General features: G+C 65.8%; 16 protein-coding genes. 11 read left to right on the top strand and 5 right to left on the bottom strand.

Features of this window, described 5'->3' with window-relative positions; genetic code table 11:
* Positions 1 to 19 precede the first annotated feature (19 nt).
* Genes WG924_RS12945 through WG924_RS12935 form a run of 3 tightly spaced genes read right to left on the bottom strand, consistent with a single transcriptional unit; the run spans position 20 to position 2,900 of the window.
* On the bottom strand, positions 20 to 1,366 hold the full coding sequence (locus tag WG924_RS12945; RefSeq protein ID WP_345933458.1) for a TRAP transporter large permease: 1,347 nt from the start codon (positions 1,364 to 1,366) through the stop codon (positions 20 to 22).
* Positions 1,363 to 1,842, bottom strand: coding sequence for a TRAP transporter small permease (locus WG924_RS12940; protein WP_345933457.1), 480 nt, complete (start codon positions 1,840 to 1,842; stop codon positions 1,363 to 1,365). Before WG924_RS12940 ends, WG924_RS12945 begins: the two co-directional genes overlap by 4 nt.
* A 17-nt stretch (positions 1,843 to 1,859) precedes the next feature.
* Positions 1,860 to 2,900: a C4-dicarboxylate TRAP transporter substrate-binding protein gene (locus WG924_RS12935; RefSeq protein WP_345933456.1), complete on the bottom strand. Its 1,041-nt coding sequence runs from the start codon at positions 2,898 to 2,900 to the stop codon at positions 1,860 to 1,862.
* 161 nt (positions 2,901 to 3,061) lie between these two features.
* Between WG924_RS12935 and WG924_RS12930 the strand changes: the two genes are divergently transcribed.
* The 7 genes from WG924_RS12930 (at position 3,062) to WG924_RS12900 (ending at position 9,599) form a co-directional block, all read left to right on the top strand.
* Complete coding sequence (locus WG924_RS12930; protein ID WP_345933455.1) at positions 3,062 to 3,763, top strand: TetR/AcrR family transcriptional regulator; 702 nt, start codon at positions 3,062 to 3,064, stop codon at positions 3,761 to 3,763.
* A gap of 207 nt (positions 3,764 to 3,970) precedes the next feature.
* Complete coding sequence (locus WG924_RS12925) at positions 3,971 to 5,557, top strand: AMP-binding protein (protein ID WP_345933656.1); 1,587 nt, start codon at positions 3,971 to 3,973, stop codon at positions 5,555 to 5,557.
* 69 nt (positions 5,558 to 5,626) lie between these two features.
* Positions 5,627 to 6,784 carry an FAD-dependent monooxygenase gene (locus tag WG924_RS12920; RefSeq protein ID WP_345933454.1) on the top strand — a complete coding sequence of 386 codons (1,158 nt, stop codon included), beginning with the start codon at positions 5,627 to 5,629 and terminating at the stop codon, positions 6,782 to 6,784.
* Positions 6,781 to 7,314 (top strand): acyl-CoA thioesterase, encoded by a 534-nt coding sequence (locus WG924_RS12915; RefSeq protein ID WP_345933453.1) that lies wholly within the window; start codon positions 6,781 to 6,783, stop codon positions 7,312 to 7,314. The genes WG924_RS12920 and WG924_RS12915 overlap by 4 nt, the downstream gene beginning before the upstream one ends.
* A 5-nt stretch (positions 7,315 to 7,319) precedes the next feature.
* Positions 7,320 to 8,609 carry an alpha/beta fold hydrolase gene (locus WG924_RS12910; RefSeq protein WP_345933452.1) on the top strand — a complete coding sequence of 430 codons (1,290 nt, stop codon included), beginning with the start codon at positions 7,320 to 7,322 and terminating at the stop codon, positions 8,607 to 8,609.
* Positions 8,610 to 8,634: 25 nt separating this feature from the next.
* Positions 8,635 to 9,339 (top strand): VOC family protein, encoded by a 705-nt coding sequence (locus WG924_RS12905; protein ID WP_345933451.1) that lies wholly within the window; start codon positions 8,635 to 8,637, stop codon positions 9,337 to 9,339.
* Positions 9,339 to 9,599 carry a hypothetical protein gene (locus tag WG924_RS12900; protein WP_345933450.1) on the top strand — a complete coding sequence of 87 codons (261 nt, stop codon included), beginning with the start codon at positions 9,339 to 9,341 and terminating at the stop codon, positions 9,597 to 9,599. The genes WG924_RS12905 and WG924_RS12900 overlap by 1 nt, the downstream gene beginning before the upstream one ends.
* 136 nt (positions 9,600 to 9,735) lie before the next feature.
* Here WG924_RS12900 and WG924_RS12895 read toward each other — a convergent pair whose 3' ends face one another.
* Positions 9,736 to 10,497, bottom strand: a complete 762-nt coding sequence (locus tag WG924_RS12895; protein WP_345933449.1) for a TetR/AcrR family transcriptional regulator — start codon at positions 10,495 to 10,497, stop codon at positions 9,736 to 9,738.
* A 185-nt stretch (positions 10,498 to 10,682) separates the two neighbouring features.
* Here WG924_RS12895 and WG924_RS12890 point away from each other — a divergent pair, with 185 nt between their 5' ends.
* Entirely contained in the window at positions 10,683 to 11,432 is a 750-nt protein-coding gene (locus WG924_RS12890; RefSeq protein ID WP_345933448.1) for a maleate cis-trans isomerase family protein, read from the top strand.
* Between the two features lie 132 nt (positions 11,433 to 11,564).
* Here the strand turns inward: WG924_RS12890 and WG924_RS12885 are convergent, their stop codons facing one another.
* Complete coding sequence (locus tag WG924_RS12885) at positions 11,565 to 13,358, bottom strand: hypothetical protein (RefSeq protein ID WP_345933447.1); 1,794 nt, start codon at positions 13,356 to 13,358, stop codon at positions 11,565 to 11,567.
* A 215-nt stretch (positions 13,359 to 13,573) separates the two neighbouring features.
* Here WG924_RS12885 and WG924_RS12880 point away from each other — a divergent pair, with 215 nt between their 5' ends.
* From WG924_RS12880 to WG924_RS12870, 3 genes are all read left to right on the top strand, one after another.
* Positions 13,574 to 14,773, top strand: coding sequence for an adenylate/guanylate cyclase domain-containing protein (locus WG924_RS12880; RefSeq protein WP_345933446.1), 1,200 nt, complete (start codon positions 13,574 to 13,576; stop codon positions 14,771 to 14,773).
* Between the two features lie 261 nt (positions 14,774 to 15,034).
* Complete coding sequence (locus tag WG924_RS12875; RefSeq protein ID WP_345933445.1) at positions 15,035 to 17,050, top strand: DUF2849 domain-containing protein; 2,016 nt, start codon at positions 15,035 to 15,037, stop codon at positions 17,048 to 17,050.
* The gene (locus tag WG924_RS12870; RefSeq protein ID WP_345933444.1) at positions 17,034 to 17,540 is read left to right on the top strand and encodes a DUF934 domain-containing protein; all 507 of its coding nucleotides are present in this window, start codon (positions 17,034 to 17,036) and stop codon (positions 17,538 to 17,540) included. Before WG924_RS12875 ends, WG924_RS12870 begins: the two co-directional genes overlap by 17 nt.
* Positions 17,541 to 17,603 lie beyond the last annotated feature (63 nt).

Genomic DNA, 17,603 nt, shown 5'->3' with positions numbered 1-17,603 from the left:
GCCCCCGTTTGCGTCACGTCTACATCATGTTCGGGATGAACAGCGAGATGATCGGGAAGGCGAGCAGCAGCCCAGTCACCACCACTTCCAGCACCAGGAAGGGGGCGATGCCGGCGAATACCTGCTGCAGGCTCACCGTATAGTTGCGCGGGACCGAGGCATTGACCATGAAGGCGTTCAGCCCCAGGGGCGGCGTCACCAGGCCGATTTCGAGCAGCTTCACCACGATCACCGCATACCAGATCAGGTCATAGCCAAGGTCGGAGACGATCGGAAGCGTGATCGGCACCAACAGCAGCAGGATGCCCGACGGATCCAGGAACATGCCCAGGATCAGGAACAGGACCACGATCGCCGCCATGATCTGCCAGGGTTCCAGCCCGGCATGCCCTGTCCACTCGACCAGATCGCCGGTCAGGTTCGACGCGGCAACCAGGGTGATGAGCACCTTGGCGCCAAAGGCCATGACGAACAACTGGGATGACTGCGAGACCGCTTCCTCAAGCGCCTCATAGACGTCGCGCCACCGCAGCATTTTCCGGCCGAAACCGATCGCTGCCGCGGCCAGCACGCTGACCGCGGCCGACTGGATGGTGGTGAACAGGCCGGTGAAGATGCCGACCGCGATGATCGCGAACAGCAGGGTCGCCGGCCAGAGGCCGAGGATGGCGCTCCACATCGCGTGCATCGACGCCCGGGCCGGCCGCCCCGGTGCTGCATCCGGGCGCAGCCGCACCCAGATCTGGACCGTGATCACATAGCCGAGCAGGGTCAGCAGGCCCGGCAGGATGCCGGCCAGCAGCAATTTGCCCACCGATTGTTCGGCCAGGATCGCGAACAGCAGGAAGGGGATCGATGGCGGGATCATCGACCCGACCGTGCCGCCCATCGCCACGGTGCCGGTCGCAAGACGCCGGTCATAGCCGTTGTCGATCATCTCAGGCACCGCGATCCGGCCCATGGCGGCGGCACAGGCGAGGCTCGACCCCGACAGGGCGGCAAAGCCGCCGCAGCCGAAGATGCACGCCACCGCCAGCCCGCCCGGCAGGCGGCCCAGCAGAATACGCATCGAGCGGAAGACGTCGGTCGTGATCCCCGCCTTGTGTGCCAGCGCGCCGAGCAGGATATAGAGCGGGATGGTGCTCAACTCATAGCTATGGACGAACTGGAAGGGCACATCGGCCAGCACCGACATCATCGGCCGGAGGGCAGCCTCGGGATCGAAGGCCTCGCCCGGATACCAGCCATAGATGAACAGAAGCCCGGTGACGGCGCCCAGGATCAGCGCGAAGGCGATCGGCACGCGCAGGCCCACCAGACCGAGCACGGTGATGAGGGTGGCCCCCATGGCATAGGCCGGAGTCATTCGGTCTCCTCCCCTCCGGTCAGCCTGCGCACGAGATCGAGCAGGCAGGCGGCGAGCCCGCCCGCGAGCCCCAGGAACACCAGCAGGCGTCCGGGCCAGGCCATGAGTTCCAACTCGCCGATATAGAGCGAGCCGCTCAGCCAGGCGCGGTCGAAGGCGATCCAGGCCGCCCACCCAAGGACACCATAGGCGGCAACGCCGCACAGGGACGCCAGGACATCCAGCCCCCGCTGCACGGATCGTGGCGCCAGCCGCGCCAGCGCGTCGACGGCCACATGACGCCGCCGCCGGACCAGCAGCCATTGCGGCAGGAAGGCAACGATGACCATCGCCTCCGCCACCAGCAGGTCTTCGTCCGGGGGCACCAGGCCTGCCAGCGTGCCGGCCACGGCGATACCGATATAGAGCACGCAGAAGCAGAGTGCCGCGACGCTGACCGCGCCCAGCACCTTCTCGGCGGCGAAGACCCAGGGCACGGGTCGCGCAACCGCCCTTACTTGCGCGCCCACGGATACCCCTCCCGCTCGAATTCCGCCTGATAGGTCGCCTGAAGGGCCTGGAACTGTTCGAGCACGGCAGGATCGCCCTTGTCGAGAAAGGCATCGACAGTGATCTTGCCGGCATCGAGCAACCGGGCGTGGTCGTCCGCCGAAAGGGCGTGGAAGGTGACGCCATAGGCCGCTTCGAGCTGGGTTCTGGCAGATGCGGTGGTCTCGACGTTGAGGCGCGCGCTGGCGGTCGCCAGGTCGCTTGCGGCTTTAAGCAGCGTTGCCTGCCGGTCGGCCGGCAGGCGCTGGAAACTGCGCTCGTTCATCACGGCGCCGAAGCCCAGATTCTGGCCGAAATCGAGGATGGTCACGTGCTTGGCCACCTCGAAATGGCGAAACGGAATGATGGCCGGAATATAGGTCTGGGCGCAGTCGATCAGCCCGCGATCGAGCGACTGATAGACATCGGTGAAGGCCACCGAAACCGGGATCGCACCGAAGGCTTCGAAGGCCAGTGAATGCGGCGGATTGGCCCGCACCTTGCGACCATTGAGGTCGGCGAGCGTCTTGACCGGCTCGGTGCAGATGAGGACCACGGCCGTGGTGGTGAAATTGGCGATCAGCCGGACATTCTGTGCGGCGAACTCGCGCTTGATGGTCTCGTTGGTGGCGGCCAGCTCCTGCATCACCTTCATGCCGACCCATGGGTCGGAACTGCCCATGGGCAGGTCGCCGACCCGGAAGTTGAACAGCTCGATGGGCGTGCTGACCGCAACGACGGTGCCCATATCCGCAACACCGTCGCCGACGCCGCGCAGAACATCGCGCAGCGCGATCAGCGCGCCGCCAAAGGTGATGCGGAGCTTGAGGTCGCCATCTGTCATGTCCTGCAACTGCTCGGCGAATTTGGTGAGGGCGATGCCCTGAACGCCACGCTCGGTGCCGTAATCGCTGTAGGTGAGTGTCTGGCCCGCCGCCGCTGCCGGCACCGCAAGGGCAGGCAGCGCTGACGCAAGGGTGAGGCCGGCGATGACCGCCGCAGTCATGCGGTGGCGCCTGTATGTGCCCATCATGTCGTTTCTCCCGTCATGCCCACGTTTCTACGTTTGCGTGGAATTTTTAACTATCTCGTTTAAAATCTGCGGGAATGTCAACAGCCGCGACGACGGGCGCGGCGAATTCCCCAGAGAACGGGCAGGAGATACGGATGAGCGGAACGGATGGAAACGAACCGGGCATGGGCCGCGAGCGCCGCAAGGCACTGCTTGAACGCGAGATCAAGGACAAGGCGTGCATCCTGTTCGCCCGCAAGGGTTTTGCCGGCACCAGCCTGACCGACATCGCCGATGCGGTCGGGTTGAGCCGGGCCGCCATCTACTATTATTTCGAGAACAAGGAGGCGCTGCTTGAGGCGATCGTCGCCGAGGTATCGGAGCGGCCGATCGAGATCTGGCTGGCGCAGTCCCGGGTGTCGACGGCGGGTCCGGAGGAGCAATTGCGCGACGCGGTCCGCCGCCATGTGACGGGCATTCTGGACCGTCAGGTGCTCATGCGGATGATGGCGGTGACCGAGGCGGCCCTGCCGCCGGCCCTCGCCGCACGCCATGCCACCTCGAAACGCCGCTATCTCAACAATTGCCGCCGGATCATCCGTGACGGTGTGCTGGCCGGTGTCTTCCGGCCGGTCGACGATCGGGTCGCGGCGCTGGCGGTGATCGGCATGGCCGCCTGGACGGTGCAGTGGCACGACGCGTCGCGCCCGCCGGATACCGCCGGACTGGCCGAGGCCATGGCCGAGATGGCGGTACGATCGCTCAGCCTCGATCGCGACAGTGCCGCGGCCGGCACGGTCGATGCCGTGCTCGTCGGCCTGCGCGAGCATATCGGGCGGCTGGAGCAGATGCTCTGAGCCGTCGCGTCAGGGAGATTTTACGATAACGAAGAATAATTGACGAAGTTGTTGATCAGGGTGATCGGGCGGCGCTATGGTCTCCTCAACGAATAAGGAAGGGAGGAAACCATGCCCATCGTCCGGACCCCCATCGCTGGCGTCGTCTATCCGTCCGGGGATGACGTCGCTCGACACGAGGCGCTCGGGATATTCGATGATGTGACCATGCCCGAGGCCTATGAGCGGATCGCCGAGCGCCATGCCGCACGGCCGGCGCTGACCGATCCCGACGGCACCTGGACCCATGGCGAGGTCGATGATCTGGCGACACGGCTTGGTGCCGCCCTGCTGGGGATCGGGTTGCAGCCGCTCGATCGGGCCATCTTCCAGATTTCCAACAGCCGCGAACTGGTGCTCTGCCTGCTCGCCTGCCTCAAGGCCGGCGTGATTCCGGTTTGCACCCTCACCGCGCATCGCGCGCATGAGATCGGCTATCTGGCGCGTCATTCGGGCGCCCGTGCCCATGTCATCTGCACCGACGATCCGAAATTCGATTTCGCCCGGTTCGCCGACGAGATGCGTCAGGCGGTGCCGAGCCTTGAACATGTGATCGTCGCCCGCGGCGAGGCAGGGGGCCGGCCGGGCTTCCATGCGCTGCAGACGCTTGTCGCCAGGATCGATGCGGCCGCGGCCCGCAGCCGGATCGCCGGTGTGGAGCGTGACCCCGCCCAGGTCGCGGTGTTCCAGCTCTCAGGCGGCACCAGCGGAATCCCGAAGATCATCCCGCGCTTCCACAATGAGTATCTGTGGCAGATCCGGACGGCGGGGGCGTTCCACCGGTTGAGCCACGAGACGGTGTCGTTCTCGGCCGCGCCGATGATGCACAACGCGCCGATCGTGTGCTACTGGGGGTCGACATTCTGGGAGGGCGGCGAGGTGGTCTGCCTGCCCACGCCCACGCCTGAGGCCATGGCGGCCCTGATCCGCAGCCGCCGGCCGACCCTGATGGCGGTACCGCCGCCGCTGATGTACCGGCTGATGGCGCAGCAGTTGCTTTCCATGGACGATCTGCGCCGGGCGGTACAGATCGCCGCCGGTTTCGCGCGCCCGCTGGCCGAGAAGACCGGCGCCTCCGCCGTCACCCTCTATGGCATGACCGAGGGGATCATCTGCTACAGCACCATCGGCGATCCGCTCGACATCCTGTCCGATACCGTTGGCCGGCCGATCGACCCTCATACAGACATTCGCATTCAGGATCCGGAAACCGGCGAGCCACTGGTCGACGGTGTGATCGGCGAGATGGTCTTCCGCGGGCCCAGTTCCACCCGGGGTTATTATGACGCCGAAGAGCGCAACCACGACGCCTTTACCGCCGACGGCTATGTCAGGTCCGGTGATCTGATGAGCATTCGCCGCATCGACGGCGTGCTGCACCTCACCTTCGACGGCCGGGTGAAGGACGTCGTCAGCCGCGGCGGCGAGAAGATCAACTGTTCCGAAGTCGAACGTGTCCTGCTCGACCATCCGGCGATCGGTGCGGTGCTGTGTGTGCCGATGCCCGACCCGGTCTATGGCGAGCGGATGTGCGCGGTCGTGATCGCGGCTCCCGGTGTCCCGGTGCCGGACGTGAGACAGCTCGGCGCATATCTCGAAGCCCGCGGCATGGCCAAGTTCAAATGGCCCGAACGGATCGAAGTCGTGGCCGACTTTCCGTTGACCGGATCGGGCAAGCCGTCGAAACCCCTGCTGGTTGAACGCATCGCGGCGATCCTGAGGGAAGAGCGTGCGCTCGCCGCCGTATCCGCCTGAGCCCGGCGCCATAATGCCGACGCCAATGCCAACGCCAGTGCCAGTGCGAGAGTGAAGGAGCTCCAGACTATGAAGATCGCCATTGTTGGCGGCGGGCCCTCCGGCCTGTTCTTCGCCCGGCTGATCAAGCGCAGCCAGCCGGGCGCCGAGGTTCGGGTGTTTGAGCAGAATGCGCGCGACGCGACCTACGGCTTCGGTGTGGTGCTGGCGGGCCCCGCGCGGGATCGTCTGCGAGAGGTGGATCCCGAAAGTGTCGACGCCCTCACCGAGGCCATGGTGTTCTCAAGCACGCAGAAGATCGGGTTGAACGGCGAGGCGCTGCTGCTGGACTACCCGGGCAATTCGGGCGCGATCGCGCGGCTGACCCTGTTGCAGATCCTCGGCCGCCTCTGCGCCGATGTGGGCGTGCAGGTGGTTCATGATCGGCGTGTCGAGCATGCCGGGGATCTGGACGGCTATGACCTGATCGTGGGTGCCGACGGGGCCAACTCGGTGGTCCGCGGGATCTGGCCCGAGGCCTTTCCTGTCAGAACACAGCAGCTTGACAATCGCTTTGCCTGGTATGGCGTCGACCGTGCACTGAAGCCGAACGCGCTGATCTTCCGCTATCATCGCGGCGGCTGTTTCATCGCCCACTACTACACCTATGCCCCGGGTTTGAGCACATTCGTTGCCGAATGCGATGCGCAGACCTGGACGGCGTGTGGCCTGGACCGCATGACCGATGCCCAGCGCAAGGCGTTGATCGAGCACATCTATGCCGATGTGCTCGACGGGGGGCGGCTGCTTGAGAACAAGTCGGTCTGGCGGCGTTTCGATGCCAGGATCGCCGAGCGCTGGACCGACGGCCGGGCGGTTCTGATCGGCGACGCGCTGCGGGTCGCGCATTTCTCGATCGGCTCGGGCACGCGGCTTGCCATGGACGACGCCGTGGCCCTGCATGACGCGCTCGTCGAGGGCGGCTCCGTGGCCGAGGCCCTGGACCGTTTCGTCGCCGCGCGCAAGCCGGTGCGCGATCTGTTCACCGATGCGACCGCCCGAAGCTATGCGTGGTACGAAGACGTCCGCGGTGCGATGCAGACCGACCTGGTCAGCTTCGTCCATGATTTCCTCACCCGGACCGGCCGGGTCGATGACGAGCGGTTGAAGGCCTATGCGCCGGAATTCTATGCCCGCCACATCGTGCCGCGCCACGCGCACAACATCGCGCTGGGGCTCAGCGCATGACGGCGGCATCCGACGGCTCGCCCGGTCTGCCGCCGCCGCAGGAGGCGGTCGTGTCGATGCGGCCCTTCACGGTGCGCCGTTGCGTCCGCTGGTCGGATTGCGACCCGGCCGGCGTGGTCTATGCCGGGAGGTTTCCGCTCTACATGCTCGATGCCTGCCAGCTCTTCGGGCAGCACGTGGTGCAGCCGGCCCTGCCGGCGGGCGTTCAGCACCGGGCACCGGGAAAAGGGCTTGAGATCGAGTTCCTGAGTCCGCTCTGGCCCGGCGACGTCTTCGACATCGAGATCCATCCGGGCGGGATCGGCACCCGCACGGTGCATCTGCTGGCGGCGGCACGGCGGGTGGATGATGGCCGCCCGGTCTTCATCGGCCGGGTCACTTCCATCCATGTGTCTCCGGACGATCGCACCATTGGCGTGGATGTGGCGCCTGACTTGCGCGCCGCGCTTGAAGATCAGGCCGCGCATTCGGGGCCGCTGCCCCAGATTCTGCACCGGCTTTCCCCCGTCACGCGGTTCGCGAAGGGATAATCTCCATGACCGACCAGACGACCGCCGCCCCCCATGCCGGGGCACCCGTGATCCGGCAGGCGACCACCACCGCCGGCCTGCACGGCACCAAATGGGATCCGGACCGGCTGCCCGCCGGCACCACCATGACCGCCCATGCCCTCACCACGGCCGACGGTGCGCCGGTGACCGGTTTCCTGTTCCGCCGCGGTGGCGAGCGCAGCGTCGTCTGCCTGATGCATCCGCGGGAGATCGGCGTGACCCAGTACATCGTGCCGGACCTGCTGGCGGCCGGGGTCGCGGTCTGGGTGCAAGGGTCGCGCGCGCCCGGCAATGATCTCAGGTTGGAGCACGAGACCGCGCTGCACGACATGGCGGCCGGCCAGGAGTTTCTGCGCCGCACGGCCGGTTTCGGGCAGTCCGTCCTGCTCGGCATTTCAGGCGGCGGACCGCTTGCCGCCTTCTACTGCCAGCAGGCGGCGCTGGAGCCCGCCGCACGGATCGCCCGCTCCCCCGGCGGCCGGCCGACAGGCCTGCACCGGGCGGCGATGCCGGCGCCAGAGGGCGTGATCCTGGTCTCGTCGCATCTGGGCCAGGGGGCCTTGATGCTGGCCTGCATCGACCCGTCGGTCACAGACGAGGACGATCCGTTTTCGAACGACCCGGCGCTCGACCCGTTCTCGGCCGTAAACGGATTTCGCCCGGCCCCCCAACCGGCCAGCTACACGCCAGAATTTCTTGAGCGCTATCGCGCGGCACAGGCGGCGCGGGTGCGTCGCATCGACGAGAAGGCGACGGCGTTGCTGGCCCGCAAGGCCCGGGCACGTGCTGCGGCCAAAGCGGGCGGTGGCCGTGCGGATGAGGTCATGGCCGCGTTCTCGCCGATCTTCCAGGTCTGGCGCACCGATGCCGATCCGCGCTGCTTCGACCTCTCGCTCGATCCGTCGGACCGTGCCTATGGCACGCTGTGGGGGGCGAACCAGACGGTCAGCAATTACGGCTCGATCGGCTTCGGGCGCGTCTGCACCCCCGAAAGCTGGCTGTCGAACTGGTCGGCCTTTTCCACCAAGGCCTCGATGGCGGCATGTGCGCCGGACATCCGCCAGCCGGTGCTGATGGTCGAATACACCGGTGACAACAGTGTGTTCCCTGCCGATGCCGAGCACCTGTTCGGCCTGATCGGCGCTGCGGACAAGTCAAGGCTGCGCGTCCACGGCAACCATCATGGACGCGCCATCGATCCGGACCAGCCCAATGGACAGGTCGTGGCCGGCGATGCCATCGCGGCCTGGCTGTCCGAAAAGGGCTTTGCCTGACCCCGCCCATAAGAGGACCGTTCAGATGACCGCTGATCTCATCCACAAGAAGGCACGTCAGGAGACGGCCTTCTCGACCAACCGCGCATACCGGACCGATGGCATCGATGTCGCGGCCCTGAAGCCTGCTGCCGAAGACGGGGTGCAGCTCCGCCTGCATGGCGTCGATCATACCGCGCGCCCGACGTGGAAACTGCGCGAGACGGTGACCTTCTATCGCGACATTCTGGGCCTGCCGCTGATCCACACCATCAGCGCCCGCGGCTGGGGGCAGCCCGGACATCCCGACTTCCTGCACTTCTTCTTCGATGCCGGCAACGGCGCGACGATTGCCTTCTTCTACTATATCGGCACCGAGCGGCCCGAGAAATACCTGTCCGAGGATCATTACTTCTATGCCGCCACCCATACCGCATGGGGTGTCGAGAACCGCCAGGAGCTGGAGCGGTGGAAGGAGACGCTGGAGGCCCGGGGCATCGCCGTCTCGCCCTATACTCAGCATGAGGGCATCGAGTCGATCTATTTCCTGGACCCCAACGGTTATCCGCTGGAGGTGACGTTGCGGTTGCGCGATGTGGAGCGGATCGACGCGCGGGATGCCGAGTTGACACTGCGTGCCGCCATTGACCTTGAGGACGCGGCCCGTGCCTCCGGCACGCGGATGACCGATATCGATGCCGTGTGGCGGCGCAAGGCCGCGCTGGTCGACGCCTGGCTGGAGGACGCGTGATGCCCCGTCTTTATGTTGTGGATGTGCCCGAATTCAAGCCGCTGGTCGAGACATCGCGCGGCCGCGACGGCTATCGCGTCTCGGACCCCCGCAAGGGGTACTGGATGATCGAGACCGACGGTCCGATGACCTTCGAACGCAAGGCGCTGGGGATGAAGCCGGCCCTCTGGTACGGGATGTTCACCGGCGGGCTCGATGGCGAGGTCGCCGACTGGGGGCGCGACACCGTGACCGTCATCGGCACCAACCGTCCGCTCTGATGTCCGGTCGCCGGCCTGCCTCTCCCCTTACAGGCGGCGATCTGGTCGGACTGGTGCGCCCGGCGGCCTCCCTGCCGGGCGCATCCTTGTCCCCGCCTCGATCCGGTTCCGGCGTGGCCTCATCGCCGGGCGAGGGTCACGCCTCGCCGCGATCGGCTGCCATGAGCAGGGCGAGCTGCTCGACATCCTCCCGCAGTGCCGCAAGTGCCGCCTTCGGGTCCAAGATCTGGCTGCGTCCTGCGCGCGGCGAGATGACGGCCTGCACGGCCATGTCGGCGATCTGGCGCGCAACCGCAGGGATATCGGCGCCGCGGCCCGGCGTATACCAATGCACCGTCCAGTTGACCATGCCGATGATGGCGAGGGCGGCCACACGCTGATCCTGTGCCCTGAACACGCCCTGTTCCATGCCGTCGCGCAGGATGGCGCGGTATTCGGCCAGCACCCGCCGCTTGGCCTCGATATGCCGCTCGGCCATCTCGGGGGGCAATATGGCCTCGGTGACATCGATCATCCGCATCCTGAGCGGGTGCGAGAGGATGCCGCGCACCCGCATATCGACAAAGCTGCGCAGGCGGTCGACCGGATCTTCGGGCGCGGTCTTGCGCCATGCGGCGCTTGCGGCCAGCGGCGCGGCTGTCGCCTCGACCACGATGGCTTCGAGCAGCGCTTCCTTGTTGCGGAAATAATAGTAGATCGCGGCCCGGGTCAGACCGACGGCGTCGGCGACATCGGTCAATGTGGTGCCGTCGAAGCCCTTGCGGGCGAACAGGATGCAGGCCTGTTCCATGATCTGCTTTTCGATCAGTCCCTTGCGCATGTCGCGGGGACTGTCGGCTGCCTCCGTCTCCTGCACCGCCGGCATTCCGATCGTCCCGACCTTCGCCGATCTGGCCATGCGCCTCGCTCTCCTTTGCCGATCACTGCCTCTGTCCTATCACGCCGGCCCGTCTATGCGCATCGCATTCCGGCGACATCGTCAAAAATTATACGATATCGTTGATTATTTGACGCATGTGAATGTAGCCTCGATGCGATCCACAACCGCCGCGATCATCGCCACACGAACCCAGAGGACCACCGATGACCCCCAGGATCCACCGGATCGGGCAGATCGTGCCCAGTTCCAACACCACCATGGAAACCGAGATCCCCGCCTTTCTGAACGCTTGGGCGCGGGCCCGTGAGGATGTCGGCTTCACCTTCCACGCCTCGCGCATGCGCATGAAGCATGTGACGATGGACGAACTGGCGGCGATGGATGCCGACAGCCGGCGCTGTGCCGCCGAGCTGTCGGATGCACCGATCGATGTCGCGGGCTATGCCTGCCTGGTCGCGATCATGGCGATGGGGCAGGGCTATCACCGCCGTTCGGAAGCGGCGCTCGGTGCGATCGCGGCGGAAAATGGCCGGCCGTTTCCGGTCGTCACCTCTGCCGGCGCCCTCTGTGCGGAACTGGCGCAGATGGGGTATCGGCGCGTGTCGCTGCTGATGCCCTATGCCGACGGGCTGGCGAAGATCGTCGCCGACTATGTCGCGGCCGAGGGGATCGAGGTCATCGACTACCGGAATTTCGGCGTGACCGACAATCAGGAAGTGGGCCGCATCCCGGGCGACCGCCTGCTTGCTGCCCTCGACGACCTTGAAACCGACGGTGCCGACTGCGTCGTCATGTCGGCCTGCGTCCAGATGCCGAGTTTCGGCGTGCTGGCGGCGGCCGGCCGCAAGCTGGGCAAGCCGGTGACGTCCACCGCCGAATGCACGGCACGGACCATGTTGCGGCGTCTGGGCTATGAACCCGGCACGCTGACGGCCGGACTGATGACGGCCTGAGGGGCGCGAGCCCCGGTCACCAGACCGGCCGGTTCAGCCGGGCACGGCGGGGATGTCGAGACGCAGATCCGGCTCGGTATGGATGAACGGATGCCTGATCAAACACCGCCGGCATGGTGTGGAACATATCCGTCACTTCGCGGCGGTGCCTTCCGCCGGCAGCGACAGCAGGTCGCTCAACCGGGCGCGATAGAACGCGCGGGCCTCGACGGCGTCATCCGGATCGGGCAGGTCCGGCTTGGCGCTGAGCGTGTTGCCGCCGAACAGGAAGCTGAAATCGGTGCCGCCGAGTTGGGCATTGCCGTGGCAGCCCATGCAGCCGCCCATCTGATAGGTCTTGAAGCTGTTCCCCTCCGGCAGGTAGACGTTCTGGAAGTTCGGCTGGTTGCCGCCTTTGGGATAGTCGGTCGGTGCATTGTCGTCGGCGATGCGGCCGCTGAACTGCTGAAGGGTGTAGTCGGTCTCGACCACGATGTTGGCCTGGTAATAGCTGCCCCGCTGGCGGGTGCTGTTGAAGGTGGTGACGATGTCGGATTTGTTGAACGGCACGGCCTGAACGCTGACCAGCTTGTAGTTCAGCCAGGGCGAGGTGCTGAGGCCATTGCTGGTGTTATAGTCCTGGATCTGCTTCTGGACGATGGTGTTGATCTGCTGGATCTCGTAGGCAATCGGCTCATAGCGTTTGTTGACGCAGATATTGCCGCCGACCGGCGTGCCCTGGACATCGCCCGCCGCTGGAATCTCGTGATAGTACAGGCGGCTGCCGATATTGTCGCAATAGGCATCGTTGGTTCCGACGAACGGATTGTTGGCGCGATCCTGATAGAACAGATACGGCGTGGTGGGCGTGGCCCAGACCGGCTGTTGCACCATGGCGCCCGCAGCGTTTTCGATCGGCGTTCCGTCGGGCTGGACGATGTTGTCGGCCTGCTCGAAGGTCGCGAAGACGAAATAGGGCGCCGATGGCGTCTTCTGGATGATGTGCAGCGCCGCCAGGGCCCATTCCGCCTGCCAGTAGCAGGGCACGCCCGAGGCGTCGGCTTCGTAATAGCGGACCGTGTTGGTGTGATAGCGGCTGGCATCCTCGCCCGGCGCCAGCATGCGCCATGCCGACTTCACTTCGATGGTGCCGGCGGGCAGGGTCACGACGCTGCCCGGATCGGCCGGCACGCCGGCGGAGACGCCGGCCGTCCATGCGTCGATGCGGGTCTGCAGCGGGGTATTCGGACCGGCATACCAAAGGTTCTGGTCGACGACGTAATTGTATTCGGCGCTGTTGGCCTTGGCCAGATAGCGGAATTGCGTCGGCGCGGAGTTGGAGGTGGACGGCGCCACATTGCTCAGCACGCCGGCATACATGTCGGTCAGGCCGATCTCGCTGGTTTCGTCCAGGTTGATCCAGGGCGCCTGGGCCACCACCGGTTGACCGGGGCAGGCATCGACTTGCCCGCCTCTGGGATAGACCGTCGGCGAATAGACATAGACCGGCGGTGCGCTATAGCCATGCGGATCGCCGGGCGTGCCGCTGTTGTAACCATGTGGCGGATCGGATGGCGAATTGCTGCCGGGGAAGATTTCCACTTTATGGCGGAAGGTCTCCCAGACCAGCGGACCGGAACCGGGGCTGCCGAACACCGCCTGCGGATCGGGCTGATCACGAACCACCTGGCCATTCCGTTGCAGCGCCGGCCAGTTCAGGGCGATGAATTCCTGCCAGGCGAAAGCGCTGGCATCCACCAGTCCGGCATTGCCGGCACCGCCCGGAATATCCGTGGGCGGCGTGGGCGATACGCTCAGGTTCAGGCCCTGGAACAAGGCCTGCCGGCTGGCCTCGTCGGGCGGCGCGTCCGCGGCCAGCGCCGGTGTCAGCATGGTTGCAACAACGATCAGGGGCATGGCGCCCGTCCGCAACGGATGGCGTTTCATCGCGCATCTCCTTAAGGGGCCTATTCTAGGACAATCCTCGGTCACAATTACATCATGGGCGCGCATGATGTTCATCCAAAAGTTGATAATTTTGTAATCCGTGCTTCGCTGACGCGTGTTCTATTCCGATCGGGCATCGACCGGATCAGGGGCGTATGATGTGAGGGAGGCAGGTGGCGCGCGCATGCGGCGCAGACATGGCGGTGCAGGGCGATATGACCGGACTTGAACAGATACGCGGCTGGATCATCGACGCGGGGCTTGCGGGGCTGGACGAGCAGAGGCTGCTGTCGGGCGTCGGCACGCGGCTGGTGGCGGCGGGCCTGCCGCTCGCCGGCATCACCCTTGTCTCCGATACGCTGCATCCGATTCTGGAAGGCCACGCCTTCCTGTGGCGGCACGACGAGCCCGATATGGCGCCGATCGCCTATGGTCGCGATTATGATGTCGCCGGCTGGGAGGCCAGCCCTTTCAGCCATCTGGATCGCAGCGGCGACCGGGTCCTGTTGCGGCGCCTGACACCCGCGACGGATACGGAGTTCAATTATCTGTCCGGGCTGCGCGCCGAAGGGCATACCGGCTATCTGGCGGTGATCGAACGCTTCGGCGGCACCGGTCTGGACGGGATCGGCGTGGGCGGCATGGATTGCGTCTACATATCGTGGACGACGCGCGCAGATGGCGGTTTCGACGATCACCAGGTTGCTGCCATCCTGTCGTTGACCCCGTCTCTGGCGCTGGCGATCCGCAGCGCATCACTGGCCGGCATCGGCCATACGATCGCCCGGACCTATCTGGGCCGCGATGCCGGCGCGCAGGTGATGGCCGGGCGGATCATGCGCGGTGTGGCCGATCGGATGGATGCGGTGCTGTGGTTCAGCGATCTGCGCGACTGGACGCGGATCAGCGGCGCCATGCCGCCGGATCAGGTGATCCCGTTCCTGAACGACCATGTCGAGCCGGTGGTTGCCGCGATCCACGCCCAGGGCGGCGACGTGCTGAAGTTCATGGGCGACGGCATCCTGGCGCTGTTCGCGGCCGGCGACCGCCCGTCTGCCGCCGTCCGGGCATTGACTGCCGCGGCCGAGGCATCTGATGGCCTGCAGGGGGTGGCGGCGCGCCGTGGCGCCGAAGGGCTGCCCTCCACCGGGCTCTATCTGGCTCTGCATGCGGGCCCGGTGTTCTATGGCAATATCGGCGGCCCCGACCGGCTGGACTTCACCGCCGTCGGTCCGGCCGTGAACGAGGTTGCCCGCATCGCCGCCATGTGTCGGTCGGTCGACCGGCCAATGCTGTTGTCGGAGGCCTTTGTCGAGACTTTGGACCGCGACCGCCATCCTGTCGCCTCCGTCGGCCGCTTCGCGCTGCGCGGCGTCGACGGCGCCCAGCATCTGTACACCCCCGACACCCGCTGACGCCCAACCCGTCCTTTTGCGATGTCCACCATCGAGGGAGGACCGGGGCAGGCCATCCAACCTCGCGGCTATTGCCACGACAGCGATGGCAGTATCATCTTTATTCACAAGGGTACGTGTTGCAATTGCCCGGCATCCCCGTATATATGATGCTCGTGTGTGGATTATGCCGTGAAACAACACTGATCACGGCGAATTGCCCCTTCACCATCGCCGCCGTCCCCATGGCCGGCTGATCGGTGGTGAGCAGGAGTTCGGGTTATGAGCTTGAGTGTCATTTCCGCCAACCGTCTGACCGATGGTGTCGCCGTCTGGCTGAACGAAGCCGGCGACTGGGTGGAACGGGTCGATGGTGCCGCCGTGTTCGACGATGCGGCGCTCGACGCTGCGCGCCTGCAGGCGGCCGAGGGCGAAAAGCGCCAGATCGTCGTGGCGGTGGCCGAGGCGCCGGTGCGCCTGGACGACCAGACCCGTACACCGCTGACCCGTCGCGAGCATATCCGCACGCTGGGGCCGAGCGTGCGCAGCGACCTTGGCAAGCAGAGCGGCGACCGCCCCGAACCGCCAGTGCCGCCGGTTTCGGCGGCGCCGCATCCGCGCCGCCGGGCCAATGCCGGCATCTATAATTATGACATCGAGGATCGCGATTTCCTGAAGGATCGCGCGGCCGTGTTCCGTCGGCAGGTGGAACGGCGGATCGCCGGCGAACTGACGGAAGAGGAATTCAAGATCTTCCGCCTGATGAACGGGCTCTATCTTCAGCTCCATGGCTATATGCTGCGGGTGGCGGTGCCCTACGGCGTGTTGAGTTCCGATCAGATGCGGCAGTTGGCCTATGTGGCGCGGGTCTACGACAAGGGCTATGGCCATTTCACCACCCGCCAGAACATTCAGTTCAATTGGCCGAAACTGGTCGATACGCCGGATATTCTGGACGTGCTGGCCGATGCCGACATCCACGCCATCCAGACCAGCGGCAACTGCATCCGCAACGTGACCACCGACCAGTTCGCGGGTGCCGCCGCCGACGAGGTGGTCGACCCCAGGGTCTATGCCGAAATCCTGCGCCAGTGGTCGACCGACCATCCGGAATTCACCTTCCTGCCGCGCAAGTTCAAGATCGCGATCACCGGCAGCCCGAACGATCGTGCCGCCGTGCGCCTGCATGACATCGGGGTTCTGGCCCGACGCAACGAGGCGGGCGAGGTCGGCTTCGAGATCCATGCCGGCGGCGGCCTTGGCCGCACGCCGATCGTGGCGACCAAGGTCCGCGACTGGCTGGCGGTGCCGGATTTCCTGCGCTATATGGAAGCGATCCTGCGGGTCTATAACGCCTTGGGCCGCCGGGATAATCTCTACAAGGCCCGGATCAAGATCCTGGTTCGCGAGACCAGGCCCGAGCGTTTCATCGCCATGGTGGAAGAGGAATTCGCCGCCATGGATCCGGACGCCTATCGTCTGGAGCCCGAGGTGGTCGAGGCGATCGCCCGGCGGTTCGTGGCACCCGACTTCCAGAGCCTGCCCGCGGTCTCCGACCGTTTCGAGGCGGCCCGCGCCGGTGATGCCGGTTTCGCTGCCTGGGTGCGCACCAATACCCATCCGCACAAGCAGCCGGGTTACGTCTCGGCCGTGCTGTCGCTGAAGCCGGTGGGCGGCATTCCGGGCGATGCCACCGATGCGCAGATGGATCTGGTTGCGGATCTGGCCGACCGCTATTCCTTCGGTGAAGTGCGGGTGGCTCATGAACAGAACCTGGTTCTGCCCCATGTCCGTCTGGATGACCTGTATGCGCTGTGGCAATCGCTGGCCGGCAGCGGGCTGGAGACGGCCAATATCGGTCTGGTGAGCGACATTATCGCCTGCCCGGGTATGGATTACTGCGCGCTGGCCACCGCACGGTCGATCCCCGTGGCCCAGCGGATCGCCGAACGCTTCGCCGATATGGACCGGCAGCATGACATCGGCAAAGTGACGCTGAACATCTCGGGCTGCATCAATGCCTGCGGTCATCATCACATCGGCAATATCGGCATTCTGGGGCTGGACCGCGCCGGCGTGGAGGCCTATCAGATCACGCTGGGCGGTGCGGCCGACGACCATGCGGCGGTCGGCACAATCATCGGCCCATCGGTGTCTTACGAAGACGTGGTCGATGCGGTGGAAACCATTCTGAACGTCTATGTCGCCCGCCGCGACCCCGGCGAGGCCTTCGTCGACACCTATCGCCGTCTTGGCATCGCACCGTTCAAGGAGGCGCTTTATGCCCCTGGTAAATGACAAGGGACTGCCGATCGCCGACGTCTGGCAGACGGTCGGGGCCGACGAGGTGGTGACGGGCGTGCGAACGATTCTGCCGCTGGCGCGGTTCGTGGCCGCGCGCGGTCCGGCGCCTGAGCTTGCCGGCGACGAGCAGGCACGGGGGGTGGCTCTGGCGTCGAGCGACCGGCTGGACGCCCTGGTTCCGCATCTGACGATGCTCGATCTGGTGGCCATCGATTTCCCCAAATTCCGCGATGGTCGCGGTTTCACGATCGCCCGCAGCCTGCGTGAGCACAGGGGCTTCGACGGCGAGATCCGAGCGACGGGCCACCTGTTGCCCGATCAGTTCTCGATGCTGCTGGAATGCGGCTTCACCACGGTGCAGGCACCTGATGACCGGCCGGTCGCGCGCTGGTCCGAGATCCTGAAGATCCAGCCGCACGGTGCCGCCCCGGCACGCCCGGTTCAGTTGTTCCGGCGGCTGGTGCCACGCGCGGCCGAAGGCTGACGCAGCCGGCGACCTCGCGATTGGTTCCAATGACACACAGGCATGTTGCAGCGCGGATGATTG

Origin of the sequence: Tistrella arctica (assembly GCF_039630945.1) — a bacterium.
Taxonomy (GTDB): Bacteria; Pseudomonadota; Alphaproteobacteria; order Tistrellales; family Tistrellaceae; genus Tistrella; species Tistrella bauzanensis.
Note: the sequence above shows the minus strand (reverse complement) of the source record. Positions and strands in the feature narration are given on the sequence as shown.